The 18,804-nt window shown below is 59.8% G+C and carries 12 protein-coding genes; 9 read left to right on the forward strand and 3 right to left on the reverse strand.

The features are described from left to right. Positions 1-463: 463 nt before the first annotated feature. The gene (locus AB4Y89_RS08815; protein WP_442300547.1) at positions 464-1,426 is read right to left on the reverse strand and encodes a LysR family transcriptional regulator; all 963 of its coding nucleotides are present in this window, start codon (positions 1,424-1,426) and stop codon (positions 464-466) included. Positions 1,427-1,810: 384 nt separating this feature from the next. Here AB4Y89_RS08815 and AB4Y89_RS08820 point away from each other — a divergent pair, with 384 nt between their 5' ends. The 7 genes from AB4Y89_RS08820 (at position 1,811) to msrA (ending at position 13,682) form a co-directional block, all read left to right on the forward strand. Beyond that, the gene (locus tag AB4Y89_RS08820) at positions 1,811-4,801 is read left to right on the forward strand and encodes a carboxypeptidase regulatory-like domain-containing protein (protein ID WP_442300548.1); all 2,991 of its coding nucleotides are present in this window, start codon (positions 1,811-1,813) and stop codon (positions 4,799-4,801) included. A gap of 84 nt (positions 4,802-4,885) precedes the next feature. Further along, the gene (locus AB4Y89_RS08825) at positions 4,886-7,960 is read left to right on the forward strand and encodes an amidohydrolase family protein (RefSeq protein ID WP_442300549.1); all 3,075 of its coding nucleotides are present in this window, start codon (positions 4,886-4,888) and stop codon (positions 7,958-7,960) included. A gap of 261 nt (positions 7,961-8,221) precedes the next feature. Next, positions 8,222-9,403: a trans-sulfuration enzyme family protein gene (locus AB4Y89_RS08830; protein WP_442300550.1), complete on the forward strand. Its 1,182-nt coding sequence runs from the start codon at positions 8,222-8,224 to the stop codon at positions 9,401-9,403. After that, positions 9,400-10,524 (forward strand): trans-sulfuration enzyme family protein, encoded by a 1,125-nt coding sequence (locus AB4Y89_RS08835; RefSeq protein ID WP_442300551.1) that lies wholly within the window; start codon positions 9,400-9,402, stop codon positions 10,522-10,524. Before AB4Y89_RS08830 ends, AB4Y89_RS08835 begins: the two co-directional genes overlap by 4 nt. A gap of 128 nt (positions 10,525-10,652) precedes the next feature. Further along, positions 10,653-11,828, forward strand: coding sequence for an SMC-Scp complex subunit ScpB (gene scpB / locus AB4Y89_RS08840; protein ID WP_442300552.1), 1,176 nt, complete (start codon positions 10,653-10,655; stop codon positions 11,826-11,828). Between the two features lie 57 nt (positions 11,829-11,885). After that, entirely contained in the window at positions 11,886-12,776 is an 891-nt protein-coding gene (locus AB4Y89_RS08845) for a pseudouridine synthase (RefSeq protein ID WP_442300553.1), read from the forward strand. A gap of 429 nt (positions 12,777-13,205) precedes the next feature. Beyond that, positions 13,206-13,682: a peptide-methionine (S)-S-oxide reductase MsrA gene (gene msrA, locus AB4Y89_RS08850; protein ID WP_442300554.1), complete on the forward strand. Its 477-nt coding sequence runs from the start codon at positions 13,206-13,208 to the stop codon at positions 13,680-13,682. Positions 13,683-13,769: 87 nt separating this feature from the next. Here the strand turns inward: msrA and AB4Y89_RS08855 are convergent, their stop codons facing one another. Then, positions 13,770-15,107 (reverse strand): amidohydrolase family protein, encoded by a 1,338-nt coding sequence (locus AB4Y89_RS08855; protein WP_442300555.1) that lies wholly within the window; start codon positions 15,105-15,107, stop codon positions 13,770-13,772. A gap of 387 nt (positions 15,108-15,494) precedes the next feature. Here AB4Y89_RS08855 and AB4Y89_RS08860 point away from each other — a divergent pair, with 387 nt between their 5' ends. Together AB4Y89_RS08860 and AB4Y89_RS08865 are read left to right on the forward strand one after the other, a co-directional pair. Continuing rightward, the gene (locus AB4Y89_RS08860; protein WP_442300556.1) at positions 15,495-16,880 is read left to right on the forward strand and encodes a DEAD/DEAH box helicase; all 1,386 of its coding nucleotides are present in this window, start codon (positions 15,495-15,497) and stop codon (positions 16,878-16,880) included. Between the two features lie 70 nt (positions 16,881-16,950). Next, a complete protein-coding gene (locus AB4Y89_RS08865; RefSeq protein ID WP_442300557.1) occupies positions 16,951-17,871 on the forward strand; it encodes a segregation and condensation protein A in 921 nt (306 codons plus the stop codon). A 162-nt stretch (positions 17,872-18,033) separates the two neighbouring features. Here AB4Y89_RS08865 and AB4Y89_RS08870 read toward each other — a convergent pair whose 3' ends face one another. Then, on the reverse strand, positions 18,034-18,759 hold the full coding sequence (locus AB4Y89_RS08870; RefSeq protein WP_442300558.1) for a hypothetical protein: 726 nt from the start codon (positions 18,757-18,759) through the stop codon (positions 18,034-18,036). Between the last annotated feature and the right edge of the window lie 45 nt (positions 18,760-18,804).

An 18,804-nucleotide genomic window follows, 5' to 3' on the forward strand; every position in this document is an offset into this window, starting at 1 on the left:
GCTTTCCCATCTATGGGCGTTTTCCGCAATGAAAACGCCGCTGCACTCCTCTCCCGGGATACCCAGCAACAGGGAAAATGCGGTAGAGCATTTTCCCTGTGGGTGTGATGTAAGGCTTTCCCATCTATGGGCGTTTCCGCAATGAAAACGCCGCTGCACTCCTCTCCCGGGATACCCAGCAACAGGGAAAATGCTCTAACAACAAACGGGTTGTTGGATGAAGAGGGAAGAGGCGAGGACAGATGCCGTAGTGCTGTATGGCGGGAGGGCCGCTCGTCCCCCACGAACGGCCACACACCACCCACTCAGGAGGCTTTCAGAGGTCCCCGAAAATCCCCCTGCAGCTGAGAGACGAGGGGGCGCAGAACGGGATTACATCGCCGCCGGATTTTTTGGCAGCCTGGGGTGTCGACGAATTTGGGACAGACCGTGTGCGTGGTCTCGTTGGATCTGTCGATACGCCCTAAACAGCCATCTCCCGCCGTGAAGCGAACTCCTTCACCACCACGGGAGCCAGGCGTGACGTACGCGCCGTGGCGGCCAGTCTGCGGCTGGCTATCAGTACCACTTTGCGGAAGATCTTCATTGCCGGCGACAGGTTGCTCTCCAGAAATGCAAGTCCGAGTGTTACCGGAGGCAGTTCTTCTTCGATCGGAAGCATCGTGACTCCGGGCACTACGCAGGTGCGGATACCTTCGGTCGTAATGGCAATCCCTTCGCCAGCGGATGCGTAGGCGAATTGCACCGAGCAGGACTGCGGGCTCTCCGTGAACTTTGGCGTGATGCCGAACGGGGCCAGCATGCTGTGCAGCGCGGGTTGATGGAAGCGGCAATCCTTCAGGCGCGAGGCGATGATCGGGGTTGAACGGAAGACCTGCACGCTGACCGAGCTCTGCTGCGCCAACTGGCTCTCAGAGCTGACCACAGCCATCATCTTCTCCTGCCGCAGGGGATCGAAATGGATGCCTTCAATCGGCAGCGCCGGCATCATCAGCAGGGCGTCGACCTTGCCTTCCGGCAGGGCGGCCATCTGCTGCTCGGTGGTCATGTCACAGACCTCGAGCTCAAAGGTCGGATATTCGTCGGCAAGCATGCGGATCACATTCGGCAGCAGGACGAACTGTCCAACCGGGCCGCAGGCGATGGTCAGCCGCAGGCGCGAGTCCAGGGACTGCAGGCAATCGCGGGCGGCGTCGACCGTGTCCAGAATCGATTTGGCGTACTCGCGGAAGGCCGCACCGGCTTCGGTCAGGCGCACGTGCTGCCGTGTCCGCTCGAACAGCCTCACGCCGAGCGCGTGCTCCAGACCTTTGATCTGAAAGGTCAGTGTCGGCTGGCTGATGTAGAGCGAACGCGCGGTCTTACCGTAGTTCAACACTTCGGCCAGGGTGAGAAAACACTGCAACTGCCGGATACGAAAGTCCAAAACCCTCTTCTCCCAGTCCAGATTGCTGCTCAGGTTGTCGTGCTTGTGGTCGCGTTGAGTCTTAGTTTTGCCTCGTATTTCCCACTTGTCAATAAGAGATGAATTCTTCTTTTATCAATCACGGCTGAAAATCTTTCGATTAGACAAGCTGCCGATCCGCTTTTACGCTGCTCTCACACACGATCGAAAATGCGCTGTTCCCGGGGATGGATCTCCGTTCGTCCCCTTTGCACTTGTCCGGCGGATCAGCCTCCTGAGTCACCGCCACCCAGCAGTACAGGCACATAAAGAACCCCATATAAGGGCCCGGCTCGACGATTTCCCGTTATCGATATCGCGGCAGAGGCCTGTCTATCTGAATTTGTTTTTGTGAGGTCACTTGGCATGAAGATATTCCTTCGCTCCCTGCTTCTTCTTGTTGCACTCTCCGTGGTCACCGTAGTCGGCCGTGCCCAGCAGACTGGCTTCACCGGAAAGATCACGGACACACAAGGTGCGGCCATCTCCGGCGCCTCCGTCGAGGTTGTTCGCGTCGGTGGTGCTGCGTTCCACGCCACGACCAACGCCGAGGGTATCTACCTGATCCCGTCACTGGTCGCCGCTGACTACGAGATCACCGCCTCCTCCTCCGGCTTTACGCCGGTAAAGAAGCCGGTCACGCTGCTTGTCGGCCAGCTCGTAACGCTTGATCTGCAGCTTCCCATCGCATCCACGACAACCTCGATCGTTGTCGAGGCCGAGTCGCTCGCCATCGATACCACTTCCTCGGTTGTGGCTGGCAACGTAACGCCGCAGGAGGTTCAGGGTGTACCGATCAACGGCCGCAACTACATGTCCTTGGCGACGCTGGTCCCAGGCATCAAGATCAACGCCGTTACCTCGGACGTTCCCGTTGGCTCCGCATCGGAGTCGGGTAAGTTCATGATCACGATGGACGGTCTGCAGGTCTCGCAGGATACTGCCGGTGCTGCTTTCGGTCAGCCGCGCTTCTCCCAGGATGCAATCTCACAGTTCCAGATCATCACGAACCGGTTCGACGCAACACTGGGCCGCTCGGCGGGCGTCTACGTCAACTCGCAGTCGAAGTCCGGATCGAATTCCTATCACGGCGGCCTTTTCGGCTACTTCCGCAACGACTCCCTGAATGCACCCGATCCGGTGGCCAAGAAAGTGCTGCCCTTCAGCGATCAGCAGTTCGGTGGCACCATGGGTGGGCCCATCAAGAAAGACAAGCTCTGGTTCTTTGGCTCCTATGAGGGTGAGCGCAAGCCCGATACCGCCACTACCACTAATCTGGTCACGAATGCCGCCTTCTCGCATCCGAACACACTGCGCGTGAACGAGTATCTTGGCCGCGGTGACTACCAGATCAATGCGACCAACCGCATCTTTGTCCGTGGCGATGGCTTCACCTACAAGAGCGACTATTTGGGTGTGAGCGGTAACGCCGATCCATCGCGCGCCTACCAGGGAACCCGCACCAGCTACGGCTTCGTCGCCGACTGGAACTCGAATATCACTCCCAACCTGGTGAACGATCTGCATGGCGGATATCACCATTTCGGATGGCAGAACCTGCCCTACACCCAGTCAATGGAGATCATCTTCTCCAACATCACGGTCGGCGGCCCCTATAACTACCCGCAGATCTTCGCCCAGAACAATCAGGACTACCGCGACGACGTCTTCTGGCTAAAGGGCAAGCACTCGGTCAAGTTCGGCGCCGAGTACATCTACACCGGTCACGGTGGCTACTTCCAGCAGAACGTGCGCGGCCGCATCAATCCCTGCAGCGCCTCCATCACGGCGGCCCAGTACAACGCCATGTTCCCCAACGGCGCCTCCGACGCCTCAAGCTGGAACTACACGGCGATCAACTCGGTCTGCGGCGGTGCGGCGACCTTTATCAAGGGCTTCGGCGACTTCACCGTCGATGTTCCTCGCTCCATCTACGGTTTCTGGTTCCAGGATGACTGGAAGATTCTTCCGCGCCTGACGGTGAACCTCGGTATCCGCTACGACAACGACTTAGGCGCCTTTACCGGCGGGCCGAAGCTCAGCAATGGCCTGCTGGTGCCGCAGGGGAACGACAACAACAACTTCGCACCGCGCATCGGTTTTGCCTGGGATCCCATGGGTAACGGCAAGACGAATATCCGTGGCGGCGCAGGTCTCTACTTCGCCGACATCTCCGCCAACCAGATCATCGACCAGCAAATCTTCAATGGAGTCTCCACGATCCAGGCTTCGGTGAGTGGTACGGCGGCAAACCCGATCAACTTCTCCGATCCGTTCAAGGGCGGCAACCCGGCGGCCAACCCGTCAGCGTATACGCAGGCGGTACAGCCGCTGGCCAAGGACGCCAAGGTGCCCTACGCGCTGCAACTCTCTTTCGGCGTACAGCGTGAATTGCCCTGGAAAACGATCCTCAACATGGACTTCGTCCACACGCGTGCGTACGACGATTGGATCCGGCTCAACGGCAACTTCCTGGCCGATCCGACGAATGCACAGCGCAACCTGAACCCGAACAGCACGCTCGCGTCCAGCACGGCCCGCGTCTGCGGTAACGGCTCAGTGGCTCTGGACACCATCTCCAGCTATGGCAGCAGCACCCGCCAGGTCTGCAACCAGTCTTTCACTTCGGTCTCGCAGTTCTTCACGCCGGGTGGAGCGGGTTCCATCTATGACGGCCTGCAGCTCGGCATCAAGCACTCCGTGACCGCTGGGTTCACAGGCGCTCTCGCTTATACCTGGGCGCGTACGAAGAACTCGACGGAAGGCCCCTTCTACTATCCCAATAAGCCCTTTGCTTCCGGTATCAAGGATGAGTGGGGTAACGGTACGGATGACCAGCGCCACTCGCTTACGTTGAGTGGTGAGTACAAATGGAAGTACGGTCTCTCGCTCTCCTCGCTCTTCCGCTTTGGCTCGGGCCTGGCCTTTGCGACCGCCACGGGAACAGCATCACCGAATGGCGGCACCCCGAGCTTCAACCGTACCGTCGCAGCCGGCACGACGCCGATCCAGGCAGGCACGACCTGCGCTGTCGCGCCTTGCCTCGCTGTCTACGCTCCCATGTCGAAGTTCTCTTACGATGCCAACTACGGTTACTGGGTGATGGCCCGTAACGCCTTCCGCGGCCGTGCTTACGAGCGCATCGACAGCCGTCTACAGGAAGCCTTCCCTATCGGCGAAAAAATCAAGGCAAGCGTCGCTGTCGAGGTCTTCAACCTCTTCAATCACTTCAACCCCTACAGCTACAACACCAACGCCAACTCTTCGGCCTACGGCACGCCTACGGCGGCCGGCGGCAGCGGTTACCTGGAGTACGCTCCGCGTCAGCTTCAGTTCATCGGCCGCATTAGCTTCTAAACTGGTTCCGCTTCACATAAATCCACGCAGTGCGTTCCCAATGGGACGCACTGCGTTCTTCCGTTGAAGGAGCTTTCAAGGTTCATGCGTCTCTCCGCTCTCGCCTCCGCTGCTCTGCTTCTCTCGGTACCGGCGTTCTCCCAGGCCGCGAAACCTGTCGCTGGAAAACCCGACGCCTCTACATCGAAGACCAAAATCATCACCATCCACGAGGGCACCAATATGGCCTCGACTGTCTCGCCCGATGGCAAGACAGTCATCCTTGATCTGCAGGGAATACTTTTCTCTCTCCCCATTGAGGGAGGCAAGGCGAAGCAGCTGACGCAGCCTACGGACGAGGCAGCGTATCCGGGGTTTGCGCCCGATGGTAAGACGGTGGTCTTCCAGTCGTATGCCGGCGGCACCTTCCACGTCTGGAAGATGAATGCAGACGGCACCGGCCTGAAGCAGGTCACCTCCGGCCATGGCGACGATCGCGAGCCCCGCATCTCTCCTGATGGCAAGACGATTGCCTTTGCCTCCGATCGTGACTTCAAAGGCTCCTACGACATCTGGACCGTCGGCATCGACGGCGGCGAGCCGAAGCAGATCACCAGCGGAACGAACGATGAGTACGAGCCCGCATGGACGCCGGACGGCAAGATCGTCTACGTCTCCGCTATTGATGAAGAGATGATTCCCGGTCTGCGCGTTGCGACTGGCCGCCAGGTGATCCAGATCGATCCCACAACGCTGGAGAAGAAGACGCTGGTTGAGGTGAAGACAGGCCGCATCGACTCGCCCTCGGTCTCGTCTGACGGCAAGCTGGCGTATGTCTACTTTTCCGGCGCGGGACAGACGCTCTTCCCGTCGAAGCTGATCGTCGATGGCAAGCCCATCTCCAGCAAGTACGATGACGCATTTCCGTTTGAGGCCGCGTGGATGTCGCCGACGTCGTTGCTGTACACCACCAACGGCAAGCTGGTGAAGGCTGACCTCTCCGCCAAGACAGAGACGGAGATTCCGTTCACGGCCGATATTAAGTCCATCCGGCCCATCTTCAAGTCGAAGGACTATCGCTTTGATTCGAAGCTGCCTCGCCAGGCGCTCGGCCTTTACGGTCCGGCGCTCTCGCCGGATGGCAAACAGGTCGCGTTTGTCGCGCTGAATCAGCTCTATCTGCTGACGATCGGCAATCCTGTGCCGAAGGCGCTGACCAACGATAGCTTCTACAAGCAAGGACCGATGTGGTCAGCTGACGGAAAGTGGATCGCGTATGTCTCGGACAAAGATGGTGTCGAGAACGTCTACCTGCTCGATCCCAAGACCGGTGAAGAGAAGCATCCTTCGCCGTCGAAGACCACGGCGCAGATCTTTCCCGCTCTCTCTCCGGACTGCAAGTGGTTTACCTCGCAGGACCAGACCGGAGCCACGCATTTGACGGAGATTGCGACCGGCAAGGATTCGATTGTTGCTCCGGCGACCTTCTTCCCGGGCCGCGCCGGCTTCTCCGCCAATGGCAAGACGTTGGCCATTGCGACCATTCATCCCTATACCAAGCGTTTCCGCGAAGGCACCAGCGACATCCTGCTGGTCGATATCGCGACGAAGAAGCAGACCTGGCACAAGCCGGCTCCGTTTGAGTCGGTGACAACGCGTACGGAAGACGGCCCTGTCTACTCGCCCACCGGCAAGGAGATGGCCTTCGTGATGAGCGACGTGCTCTACACCATGCCTGTGGATGAAAACGGTGTCCCGGCAGGCAAGGCTGAGCCGCTGAACAATGAGGTGACCGATGCGCCCACCTATAACGGCGACGGATCGAAGCTCCTCTATCTGAACAATGGCAAGCTGAAGCTGATCGACCGCAAGACCAAAGCCATTACGCCGGTGACGGTAAGCCTGAAGTACACACCGGAACAGCCCGCGGGCTCGACCGTGATTCATGCGGGCAAGTTCTGGAAGGGCAGTGGACCCGATGTCCAGACGGACGTGGATGTTGTGGTGACCGGCAACCGTGTGATCTCTGTTACACCGCATGGGGCAACGCCTGTGCCTGCGGGCGCGAAGGTGATCGAGGCTACGAATTCGACGGTGCTACCGGGCCTGTGGGAGAACCACTCGCACCCAAACTCTGACAATTCCATCTACTACGGTGACCGCATGGGCCGCCTGTGGATGGCCTACGGCATCACCACGCTGCGCGACATGGCGGATAACGCCTATCGCGCTGTCGAGGAGAAAGAAGCCTTCGTCTCCGGCGCTGCCGTCGGTCCGCGTCTCTTCGCCACCGGCGAGGCTGTTGATGGCGAACGCGTCTACTACCCGATGATGATCGCCACCACCAGCGAGGCCCAGTTGCAGCGCGAGTTTCAGCGTCTGCATGCCTTGGACTTCGACTTCCTCAAGCTCTATGTGCGCCTGCCCTATAGCTGGATGAAGAAGGGCGATGAGTTCGCGCATAACGTCATGGGTGTGCAGACGGCGTCGCACTATCTGCTGCCTGCGGTGGCTATCGGCAATGACGGTATGAGCCACGTCTCGGCAACGGCCCGTACAGGATGGGCGTACTCCCGTTCTCTGACGGGCTTCAGCTATTCGGATGTGCAGCAGCTCGAGGCCGAGTCCGGCATGTGGACGATCTCCACGCTGCTCAACCAGAGCATCATCGGCAACTGGCCGGCGATGGCAGATGACAGCCGTTACAACATCGCTCCACCGTGGGAGAAGAACCGCCTGGTCAACGGGCGCAACGCCGCGGTGAAGAATCCTTCGACAGCCAGCGAAGACCGCGTCATGCGCGAGGAATCCACGGTAAAGGGCGTGCTCGATCGCAAAGGTCTGTACATCGGTGGAACCGACTCACCGTTGGACCTGCCTTCCACCTCATTGCATCTGAACCTGCGCAGCCAGGTGAAGTATGGGTTGCAACCCTGGCAGGCACTGGAGACGGTGACCAGCATCGCGGCGAAGGCCGCATTGCTGGACAAGGACCTGGGCACGCTGGAGAAGGGCAAGCTCGCCGACCTCATCATCGTCGATGGCGACCCACTGACGAACATCAGCGACGTCACCAATGTGCAATGCGTTATGACCAACGGGCATCTGCGGTCAGTGGCGGAGATTGCAGCTCCGTTCGAGAAGCTGACCACGGGAGCGAATATGTGCCCAGCAAAATAGTTGCTGGTTGCTAGTTCCTGGATGCTAGTTGGAAAGGCCGGCGGTTCTCGCCGGCCTTTCCTTCTGTTTGAGTGCCACAAATCCGGGCACCCCATCCATCGCATCGCGATGGGTGGGAGATTCGCGGTACGCGCGAACCGCTTTACTTTCACCGCCATCCAATCCTCGCAACCACACCTTTACCCCTCGTCTTTCCCCATCCAACCCGCCCTACACCCTCAGTCAAGCTAGTTGTGCTTCAATCAACATAGGGAGCATACCGTGTCAGAACGTCCAGATTTCGATCCATCTACACTCGTTATTCACTCCAATCGCTCCTACGAGATGCAGTCCAACTCCATTCTTTTTCCCATTCACCAGACGGCGACCTATATCCATGAGAGTGTCGGCGTTACCAAGGGATACGGCTACTCGCGTGGCGCCAACCCCACGGTGAATGCGTTGGAGCAGGCCATTGCCGCGATTGAGAACACGGCCACTGCACTCTGTTTCCGGTCTGGTATGTCAGCCATCCACACGCTGTGTATGGCAATCCTCAAGGCGGGCGATCACGTCATTCTCTCGGATGTGATCTACGGCGGCACCATGCGCCTGTTCCACCAGGTGCTGGGCAACTTTGGTATCGAGTACAGCTACGTCGATACCTCCAGCGCTGCTCCGGTAGAAGCCGCCATCAAGCCGAACACACGGCTGGTCTTCCTGGAGTCCCCGGCGAACCCCACGCTGAAGATCTCCGATATCCGCGGTGTCTCCGCGGTCGCGCATAAGCACGAGAACATCCTCGTTGCTGTGGACAATACCTTCCTCACGCCGCTGTTGCAGGACTGCCTCACGCTGGGTGCGGATGTCTCCATGCTCTCGACGACGAAGTATATCGACGGCCACAACGCTACCATCGGCGGATCGCTAGCTACCAACGATGAAAAGCTGGTAGAGCGACTGCGTCTGGTACGCAAGACCATCGGTTCGATCCAGACGCCCTTCGATTCGTGGCTGGCGTTGCAGGGCATCAAGACGCTGCCCGCTCGTCTGAACGTGCACTGCAACCACGCAAAGCAAATTGCTGCGTGGCTCGAAGCGCATCCGCGTGTGGCGAAGGTGAACTATCCGGGCCTCGACTCCTTCCCGCAGAAGGCGTTGGCTGCGTCGCAGCAGAGCGATTTCGGCGGCATGTTGAGCTTTGAGCTCGACGCCAGCACGGAAGATTCGCTGCGTTTCATGAACGCCCTCAAGCTCTGCACCTGCGCCGAGAGCCTCGGTTCGGTGGAGACGCTGGCGACCAATCCGGCTACGGCATCGCACTGCGACCTCACGCGTGAAGCACGCGAGGCGCTGGGAATCTCCGATCGCCTGATCCGTCTCTCGGTCGGTCTTGAAGCTCCGAAGGATCTTATTGCTGACTTCGAGCAGGCCTTCGCCGCGGTCTTCGGGAGCAAGGCGTGAAGTTCGGGACGCGGCTGGTTCAGTTTGATGCCGCTCCCGGCGACCCACTACGCCCTTCGGCGACACCGATCTACCAGACGGCCACCTTTGCGCAGGAGGAAGCGGACGCCTTCGGGAAGTTCGATTACTCGCGCTCCGGCAATCCCACCCGCAAGGTGCTGGAAGACCAGATGGCGGCGCTCGAGCAGGGAACGCGCGGTTTCGCCTTCGCCAGCGGCATGGCTGCGATCGCCACGGTCACGCATCTCCTTTCCGCCGGCGATGAGATCGTCGCCGACTACGATCTCTACGGCGGAGCATCCCGTCTCTTCGGCAAGGTGATTGGCCGCGCCGGCTTGAGCGTGAAGTTTGTCGATGCGCAGGATCTCGCCGCACTGGATCGGGCGATTACGCCGAAGACGAAGCTTGTCTATCTCGAGACGCCCACCAATCCGCTACTACGCATTCTGGACCTCGCCGCCATTGCTGAGGTGGCCCACCGCCACGGAGCCCCGGTTTGCGTTGACAGCTCGGTGATGTCGCCGTACCTGCAGAACCCGCTCACGCTGGGCGCCGATATTGTTCTGCATTCAGCCACGAAGTTCCTTTGCGGGCACTCGGATGTCACCGGGGGCGTCATCGTCGTGAAAGACGAGAAGCTCGCGCAGGAGATCTATTTCCTGCAGAACGCAGAGGGCACGGCTCTTGGACCGTTCGACTGCTACCTGGTGCTGCGGGGTCTTAAGACATTGAAGCTGCGGATCGACGCGCAGCAGGCGAATGCGCATAAGGTGGCGGAGTTTCTCGCGGCGCATCCGCGTGTGGCCGAGGTGAACTATCCGGGGCTGCCGTCGCATCCCGGCTACGAGCTGCAGCGGCGCCAGGCGAACGGTCCGGGCTCGTTGCTGACCTTCCGTGCCGGCTCGCGTGCCGCGGCAAAGCGCATCGCCGAGCAAACTGACCTGCTCAAGATCGCCGTGAGCTTTGGCTCGGTGAATTCGACCATCAGCATTCCGGCGGCGATGTCGCACGCCAGTGTTCCCGCCGAACACGACCGCTCGATTCCGGACGACCTGCTTCGCCTGTCGCTCGGGATTGAGGATGCAGACGACCTGATGACCGCTCTCGCGCAAACGCTCTAGGCGACCAAGCTTTGATATACCAGTATTCCGGCACTCGTCAGCTAAGTTGGGCTGGGACGTAGCTGGAAACGGAAAATAAAGACCAAGAAATCCACTCAATCCCGCCATTTACACTGTCACGGACAGGAATGAGCCTTAAAGCCAAGATCGAAGCCATCATCTACGCTGCGGAAGAGCCCGTTACGCTCGCCCAGTTGATCACTCTCCTCGGCCCCGACCTCGAACAGGAACTGGCAGAGCAGGACGCCGCTGCGGCGCAGCCTGAGCTCCCCATGGCCGAGGAGACCGCTGAACCCAGCGAAGCGTCCGCGCCGGTGGAGGGAGAGGCAGTCCCGGAGAATGCTCCTGAAGCTGTAGAGGCCGCTCCGCAGGATGCGGAGAGCGTTTCCGCAGCCGAAACGCCCGCACCGGCAGAAGAGGGCGAGGCACAGGAGGCACAGGAAGGGGCCAAAGCTGAGGTAGCCGCGGAGACGGCACCGGCAGCCCCGGCTGAGCCCGCTGTTGCCGAGAGCGAGCCCCTGTTGGTCGATGAAAAGAAGCTTGCCCAGCAGCGTGAGCGCCGTCTGCGCGACTTCCTGAAGGCCGAGATCGCCGCCCTGATGGAGAACTACGAAGATCGTGGCGTGTACATCACTGAGGTCGCTTCCGGGTTCCGTATGTCCACGCGGCCGGAATACCACGACGTGATCCGCGACTTCGCCAAGAGCCTGAAGCCGGCTCTTAAGCTCTCCCTTCCCGCTCTTGAGACGCTGGCGGTGATCGCGTACAAGCAGCCTGTCACGGCCGCAGAAGTCTCTGAAATCAGAGGAGTTGACTCCGCCGGCGTACTCGGCGGCCTGATGACCCGCAAGCTCATCACCACAGCCGGCCGCAAGCAGGTAATCGGACGTCCCATCCTCTACAAGACCACCAAGGAGTTCCTGCTCCGCTTCGGCCTGAAAGACACCTCCGAGCTTCCCAGCATCGAAGAGTTCGAGAAGATGGCCGGCGAACTCGCCGAGCAGGAGGATCTGCCGATGGACATCAATCCGAACCCGGAAGGCGCGCCGAATCCCGACGTTGAGCCCCAGGGAGCGGGCGAAGAAACGCAGGAGACCCCGACGCCTGAACCGCAGGCGGATGGCAGCGGTGAATCCGTAGAGGACTCCCAGCCGGCAGGCAAAACCAATGGCGCGGACGTAGAGCCGCAGGCAGGGGAGACCCCGGAAGTTGCTGAAGCAGAAGCAGCCTCGGCCTCTACCGTTGCGCCTGAGGATGTCGAGGCTGAGGAGAAGGCGAGCGCCGCGGGCATCGAGACTGCGTAACTCGATCGAAGTCGTAATTCCTTTCTTTTTGTCCTGACAGGCGATAATAGAGGGGATATGAGCGAGCCCGTACGTCTCCAGAAGATCATTGCCCAGGCTGGTCTCGCCTCACGGCGCGCCGCGGAAGAGTTGATCCTTACCGGCCGTGTCACTCTGAACGGCGAAATTGTCACCGAACTTGGCACCAAGGCCGATCCCGAGCGCGACCACATCCGTGTCGACGGTAAGCTGCTGCACGGTCCGGAGCGCCACCGCTACTTTGTTCTGAACAAGCCGCGCGGCTATGTCACCACGCTCTCTGATCCTGAGGGCCGGCCGACGATCATGGAGCTTTTCGCCAAGTCGCCAAAGGCTCCGCGAGAACGGTTATATCCAGTCGGTCGTCTGGATTACCTTTCTGAGGGCCTGCTGATTCTTACCAACGATGGTGAACTGGCGAATGCGCTCTCCAAGGCCTCCAGTGGTGTGGCTAAAACCTATCTGGTGAAGATCTCCGGCCAGCCCAGCGAGCAGGCGCTGCACCAGCTTCGCGGCGGCATCATGATCGAGCGCGGCCGCCTGCAGGAGGGCGATCGCCGCAACCGTGTGCTGACACAGCCGGCTGAGATCGCGCTGACGCGCGGTGGCGAGAATCCCTGGTACTCGGTCACCCTGACCGAAGGACGGAACCGGCAGCTCCGCAAGATGTTTGAGGAGATAGGCCATCACGTCGAAAAGATCCGCCGTATCGCCTACGGTGGCCTGGTGCTGGATGTGGAGCCGGGTGAGTTCCGGGAGCTGACACCAGGTGAAGTCACTGCTCTCGGGCGTGCCAGCCAGGGCCGTAAGGTGGAACGCAAGAAGGTGCTCCCGGAGGCTGCCAAGCTGAAGGAACCAGCCAAGCCGAAGCGCAAGCCTGGAGCGAAGTCCAGCTTCAAGCCTGCAGGCCCCAGACGCCGTTCGCGCTAACCCTTCGTCGAATCGCTGGAACAAATCGCCAGTTCGGGCCCTATCCCGGAGGACGCCGGGGGCCCGACCCTCACAACGTTAGGGTCGGTTAGAAATTCCCAAAATCTGTAACAAAACACAATCGACGCAGACCGATTTGTAGCGACCATCCTAGGTCGCTACAAATCCTTTTTTTGTGTTTTCGATGTGACCAAAACTTCGGGCTAAAGCGTCTTCAAAATCGGCCGATTGTTTTAGAGCGGGACGTCTTTAACGTCCAGCGCAGCCCCGGTGACCGGCAGAGTACACCCGTGTGCATACAACTCGCAACCTGTTGTTAACACTGGCACTACCGGTTACTATCTTTCGATTTTTCATCAGATTGTTGATGACAAACCATACTCGGCTGGCATCTTATTCGTGTTCGTAGTTGTAGAAAGGAACACTGCAGTGCCAATTGAAAAAGCAACATTTGGTGCCGGGTGCTTCTGGGGCGTGCAAACACGCTTCGACGAGCTCTCCGGTGTGTTAGAAACAGCAGTCGGCTATGAGGGCGGCGCCCTTGAGCATCCAACGTATAAAGAGGTCTGCACGGACCGGACAGGTCATGCCGAAGTGGTTCAGGTCACCTTCGACCCAAGCCGTATCAGCTACGATCGCCTGCTCGATGCCTTTTTTTCCTTGCACGACCCAACGCAGTTGAATCGCCAGGGACCAGACTGGGGTACTCAGTACCGTTCAGTCATCTTCACCCACTCCGAGCAGCAGGCCAACGCAGCGCAGGCGAAGATCGCCGACCTGTCCGCCTCGGGATCCTACTCACGCTCCATCGTGACGTCCGTTGAGCCGGCGCAGACTTTCTGGAAAGCCGAGGAGTACCACCAGAAATATCTCGAAAAGCGCGGCATGGTCGCCTGTCACATCTGAGCGTCAGCCTCCCCCAAGTCAAGCATCGAATAGAAAAGAAGGGCCGGTAGATACCGGCCCTTCTTCTTTGTTACGTATTTGTTGTTTTCACTGCGTCGCCAGTTCCCCGACACGCTGGCCGTTGTGCCACACGCCAAGAATCTTCTCGGTGTTTTCGATCTGCGTGAGCGGATCGCCATCCAGCACCAGGAGATCTGCGGTCTTCCCAACGGCGATGACGCCGGTATCTGTCTGATGCAGCATGGCAGCTGATTTCGAAGTGGCGATGGTAATCGCCTGCATAGGAGTGAGTCCGGCCTGCACCATCAGTTGCAGCTCACGATGTTCGCTGACGCCGGGAATGCGTACAGGCTGCGCTCCAGCATCGGTACCGAAGCCGATATTCACACCTGCCTCTGCAGCGCGGCGAAGATTCTGCATCGCGGTGGCGAGATCCTGGCGCTTGATGGTGGTGCCACGGTCAGCAGCGATCTTGCCCTTGTAGACCGTATCAGCAAGACGGGTTGAGAGCTCCGGGCCTGCGGCCAGACGGACAAAGGTGCCTTCCAGAAATTCCGGATGGTCGAGGTAGGTGAAGGTTGATTCGTCGGCTGCGAGCGTTGGAATGTACCAGGTTCCCTTGGCCTTCATCGCGTCAATCAATTCCTGATCGATACCGGCATCGCGCACCGAGTGGGCAAGAATATTCACGCCGCTTGCAACCAGATCCTTGGCATCGGCGAGGTAATAAACATGCGCCGCAACGGGAAGCCGATGCTGGTGAGCCTCATCAATGACAGCCTTGTAAATCGCGGGATTCATGCTGGGGTGTGAGCCGCGCAGCGAATCTACCCAGACCTTGATAACGTCTACCTTCTGCTTCGCCATAGCGCGCACAGCCTCGCGCGCCTCTTCAGGATTCTTGACGCGATAGATGGCATCGTCTTTCACCGTCAGGGGAGGAGCTCCGCCTTCAATTGCAATGCCGCGGCCGGCTGTGAGCAGACGAGAGCCACCGATGAGGCCCTGCCGCTGACGCTTGCGCAGGTCATAAACCAGGTCAGGATTCAGGCCAAGAGAATTGACAGTGGTGACGCCGTAGCGCTGGTACAGATAGAGCTCGCCCACGACATTGGCCTCGGTGTAGGCGTCAGCCGAGCCTTCGGCCTTGTCGTGCAGCACCAGGCCAAGGTGGGCATGGCCGTCGATGAGGCCGGGAATCACTGTCTTACCGTTCCAGTTCAGCTCCTCCGCATGTCTGGGAGTCCTGATCTGCGCATTCGGACCTACCGCAACGATCTTCTTTTTGTGGATGACAATCGCCATGTCCTCCATGGGGGCGGCGCCTGTGCCATCAATCACACGTACACCGCGAAGCACGGTATTGTCTGGAATTGGATGGGTGTTGATGTGGTACTTCTCGCCTGCCAGGGCGGCTGTACTCATCCATCCTAAAGCGGCCAGGGCAAAAAACCGCAGGACTTGCTTCATGCGGACCTCGCTTATGTCCTTTCTTCTATTCAGAGCTTCTGATGCTCGAGGAGGCAGAATGGCCACAATTAGTTAGGGCGCCGCGCGTGATACGCTTGAAGCAGAGGTTGTGGATGGGGAGCGCCGCCGCAGGGTGGCGTGGCCAGAGACCAGCACAACCGGAGCTGTAGCGCAGTTCTTACTCTGGCTTGGATGGAAGGCAGATCGCTTTCCTCGCCATGTTGCACAGCACGCGTCCCGCGGACGATGGGTTTCTTACGTAAAACGCAGTGCTGCTCTACCGGTCGACGCAAACGCGCCGCCGCTGCGTTGTAGAAACCATACCCGTAAAGGACATTCTTTTTGACGACAAAACATTCCACTGAATCCACGCCCAAGGTGCACTTCTCTGACTTCGCGATCTCGCCGGAGCTGAAGCAGCGCCTGGATGCAGCCAAATTTACTACTCCCACGCCGGTACAGGCGGGCGCTGTCCCTCCGGCTCTGGAGGGCAAAGATGTACTCGCCACCGCGGCCACCGGCACCGGAAAGACGCTCAGCTTTCTGATTCCCCTGATTCACCGCATGGAGACACAGGTTTCCACGGCCAACGTGAAAAAGCCGGTGCGTGCGCTGATTCTGCTGCCTACGCGTGAGCTTGCGATGCAGGTAATCGACAGCTACGCGAAGATCGAGCCCGCCGCCAAGAAGGACTCCGTCCTGGTCGTCGGCGGCCTGAGCGAAGGCCAGCAGCTTGATCAGCTTCGCCGCGGTCCGCGCCTGGTGGTCGCAACTCCGGGACGGCTGGAAGACTTTCTCAAGCGCGGCGAAGTCAGCCTGAAGCACGTTGAGATGCTGGTGCTCGATGAGGTCGACCGCATGCTCGACATGGGCTTCCTTCCCTCGATTCGCCGCATCGTCGGCGCGCTTCCGCGTCAGCGTCAGACCATGTGCTACTCGGCCACGCTGGATGCCAATATCGAGCACGTTCTGTCGGACTACGTGAAGCAGCCGGTGCGCATCAAGATCGGCACCACTAGCAAGCCAACCGACCGTGTCACACTGCGGGCCATTGTCGTCATGCAGGACCAGAAGCAGGCGCTGCTGGACCAGGAGCTGAACGAGCACGAGGGCAGCTTCCTTGTCTTCTCGCGCACCAAGCACGGGGCCGATCGGATCTCACGCAAATTGCAGAAGCTGGGACACGACGCCACGGTGATTCATGGCGACCGCTCGCAGTCGCAGCGCACCGCCGCCCTGAAGAGCTTCTCCGATGGCAATCACCGCGTCCTGGTGGCGACCGACGTTGCGGCTCGCGGTATCGACATCTCCCACATTGCGCACGTTGTGAACTACGACCTGCCCAACGCCTCTGACGACTTCGTGCACCGCATCGGCCGGACCGGACGAGCCGGCGCAACCGGTACCGCGACGACCTACGTGATGCCGCAGGAGCGCCATGAGGCCAAAAAGCTGGAGCGGGAGCTGGGATTTGCCTTCAACTGGATCGAGGCCGATCATAAGGCGCTCGAAAAAGAAGAGCGCAATAAGCCGGTCGACCTGGGAAACCTGGACCTTGGCAACATCGATGCTCTGTTGGCCCTGGAGAACCGTAGCTGGAAGAGCGATGGCGCTGCAGCGCCTGCCCCAAGCGGGAATAATGGTGGAGGCGGCCGTCGCAAGCGTCCGGCCAACCGTACCACTGGCAACCGTTCTGGCAACCGTTCTGGGGGCCGGCGCCGCCGGTAACACCAGAAAAGAAAAGGGGGGGATTTCCCCCACTTTTTCCGCCATGGGCGACATCCTAAAATAAAAACGAATGCCGGAAGAGATCATCACCGAGGCAACGCAGGCTCCTGCGGCCGAGACCCCAGCCCAAGCCGCAGTCCAGACTGTGGCGGAGCCCGCCGCCACTCCCGCGAAGGTGGACCCCAAGCGTCCTGACCCCGCGAAGGAAGAGGCGTCGCAGTCCCCATTCTCCATCCTTGTCGGGCAGGTCTACGAGGGGCCGCTGGACCTGCTTCTGGACCTTATCCGCAAACAGTCCATCGATATCTACGACATCCCGATCGCAAAGATCACCCAGCAGTTCCTGGCCTACTGCGAGCACATCAAGCAGACCGATGTGGATGCCGCCGGCGAGTTCATCTACATGGCCTCGCTGCTGATCCACATCAAGAGCAAGATGCTGTTGCCGCGCGAGGTTGCTGAGGTTGCTGCCGGCGAAGCTGAAGATCCCCGCCGCGAGCTGGTCGAACGCCTGCTGGAGCACGAGAAGTTCAAGGCCGCGGCGCAGATGCTGCTGCAGAAGCAGCAGATCGAAGAGGCTGTCTGGAGCAATCCGGGTCTGCGCGACTTCAAGCAGATCACCGAGGGTGACCGCGAGATCGCGGCCGACACGGTCGATCTGGTGCGCGTCTTCCAGGAGATCCTGGACCGCATGAAGAAGCGCCCGGTGCTGAACGTGGATGAGGAGTCCGTGACCGTGGCGCAGATGATCGACTATGTGAAGCGCCGCATGGTGATGGAAGACCGTCCAGTCTCACTGCGCAAGCTGCTGCTGAACACCCATTCGCAGCGCGCGCTCATCTGCATGTTCCTCGCGATGCTGGAGTTGGTGCGCCTTCAGGCTGTGCTGCTTCGCCAGGGAGAAGCCTTCGGCGACATCATGATCAAGAAGGCAGACGACTTCGACAAGGTGATGGAAGAGCAGCAGTCCGTCCGCGACGACTGGCGCTGAGGCTGATTAGATTCGGAACCCATACTCTGGGTGCCCCATTCACGCGTAGCGTGAGTGGGACATTCGAGCGAAGCTCGAACCGCTTTGTCTTGTGGTGAGCCAAGCTGTTCGAACATCCCACCCATCGCGTTGCGATGGATGGGGCACCCAGTGATTGGGTAGCTAAAAATGCCGTACCTGTGGTCTCTCCTGTGGCGGCGGCGTTGGGATAAACGAATCCTGCGGACCCGTCTTTTCGAGCGACCGTGAGACCATATCGCGCGATCCCAGGCCAATGGCTAGCGCCATCGTCAGTACGATACCGCCGAACAAAATGCCGAAGGCCAGCTCGATGATATTGCCGCCGATCTGCAGGTGGTCCAGGATCATGGCGGCGGTGAGCACCAGTACCAGCCACTTGATGCCGAGCGAAAGGAAGCGGGCGTACTGCAGCCTCATATTCACCGCGCCGATGAGCACCGTTCGCGCCAGGAAGCGTGCGGCGAGGTTGCCGATCAGGAAGATGACGATTGCGCCTACGGAGTGGGTGACGTAGGGCAGGAAAAAGACCGTCATCTGATCTTTCGAGTCGGCCGAGACGTCGAGCGTGGAGATGCCGATGATGCAGCCGAGCACGACGAATCCCCACAGCACGATGCGTGAGATCAGCAGGGTTGCGGATCGCCTTGGAGCGAAGTCCGAGACGCTGGTGGGCGCCCCGGTGCTGATGCGTTCGTCAAACTTGATCGCCATGAGGATGCGGCGTACTACCCATGCCAGTGCCGCGCCGATCAGGGTGCAGATCAGGATCGCCAGCATCAACGCCAGCAGACCGGGTAGCAGGCTGGCCAGCCGCGACAGAACACGGTGGGCGGAGCCGGAGAGGGCCTCTTGAATCTGTTGCCACATCGCGTTGGTCTCCTTTCGGTAACTCTTATCTCAGCAGAAAACGTT

The organism is Terriglobus sp. 2YAB30_2 (assembly GCF_052114765.1).
Classification (GTDB): Bacteria; Acidobacteriota; Terriglobia; order Terriglobales; family Acidobacteriaceae; genus Terriglobus.

Excerpts from the sequence above, each read along its gene's own strand:
- AB4Y89_RS08820 (WP_442300548.1), top strand. The coding sequence starts at position 1,811 with ATGAAGATATTCCTTCGCTCCCTGCTTCTTCTTGTTGCACTCTCCGTG.
- AB4Y89_RS08825 (WP_442300549.1), top strand. The coding sequence starts at position 4,886 with ATGCGTCTCTCCGCTCTCGCCTCCGCTGCTCTGCTTCTCTCGGTACCG.
- scpB (WP_442300552.1), top strand. The coding sequence starts at position 10,653 with ATGAGCCTTAAAGCCAAGATCGAAGCCATCATCTACGCTGCGGAAGAG.
- AB4Y89_RS08845 (WP_442300553.1), top strand. The coding sequence starts at position 11,886 with ATGAGCGAGCCCGTACGTCTCCAGAAGATCATTGCCCAGGCTGGTCTC.
- AB4Y89_RS08855 (WP_442300555.1), bottom strand. The coding sequence starts at position 15,107 with ATGAGTACAGCCGCCCTGGCAGGCGAGAAGTACCACATCAACACCCAT.
- AB4Y89_RS08865 (WP_442300557.1), top strand. The coding sequence starts at position 16,951 with ATGCCGGAAGAGATCATCACCGAGGCAACGCAGGCTCCTGCGGCCGAG.
- AB4Y89_RS08870 (WP_442300558.1), bottom strand. The coding sequence starts at position 18,759 with ATGTGGCAACAGATTCAAGAGGCCCTCTCCGGCTCCGCCCACCGTGTT.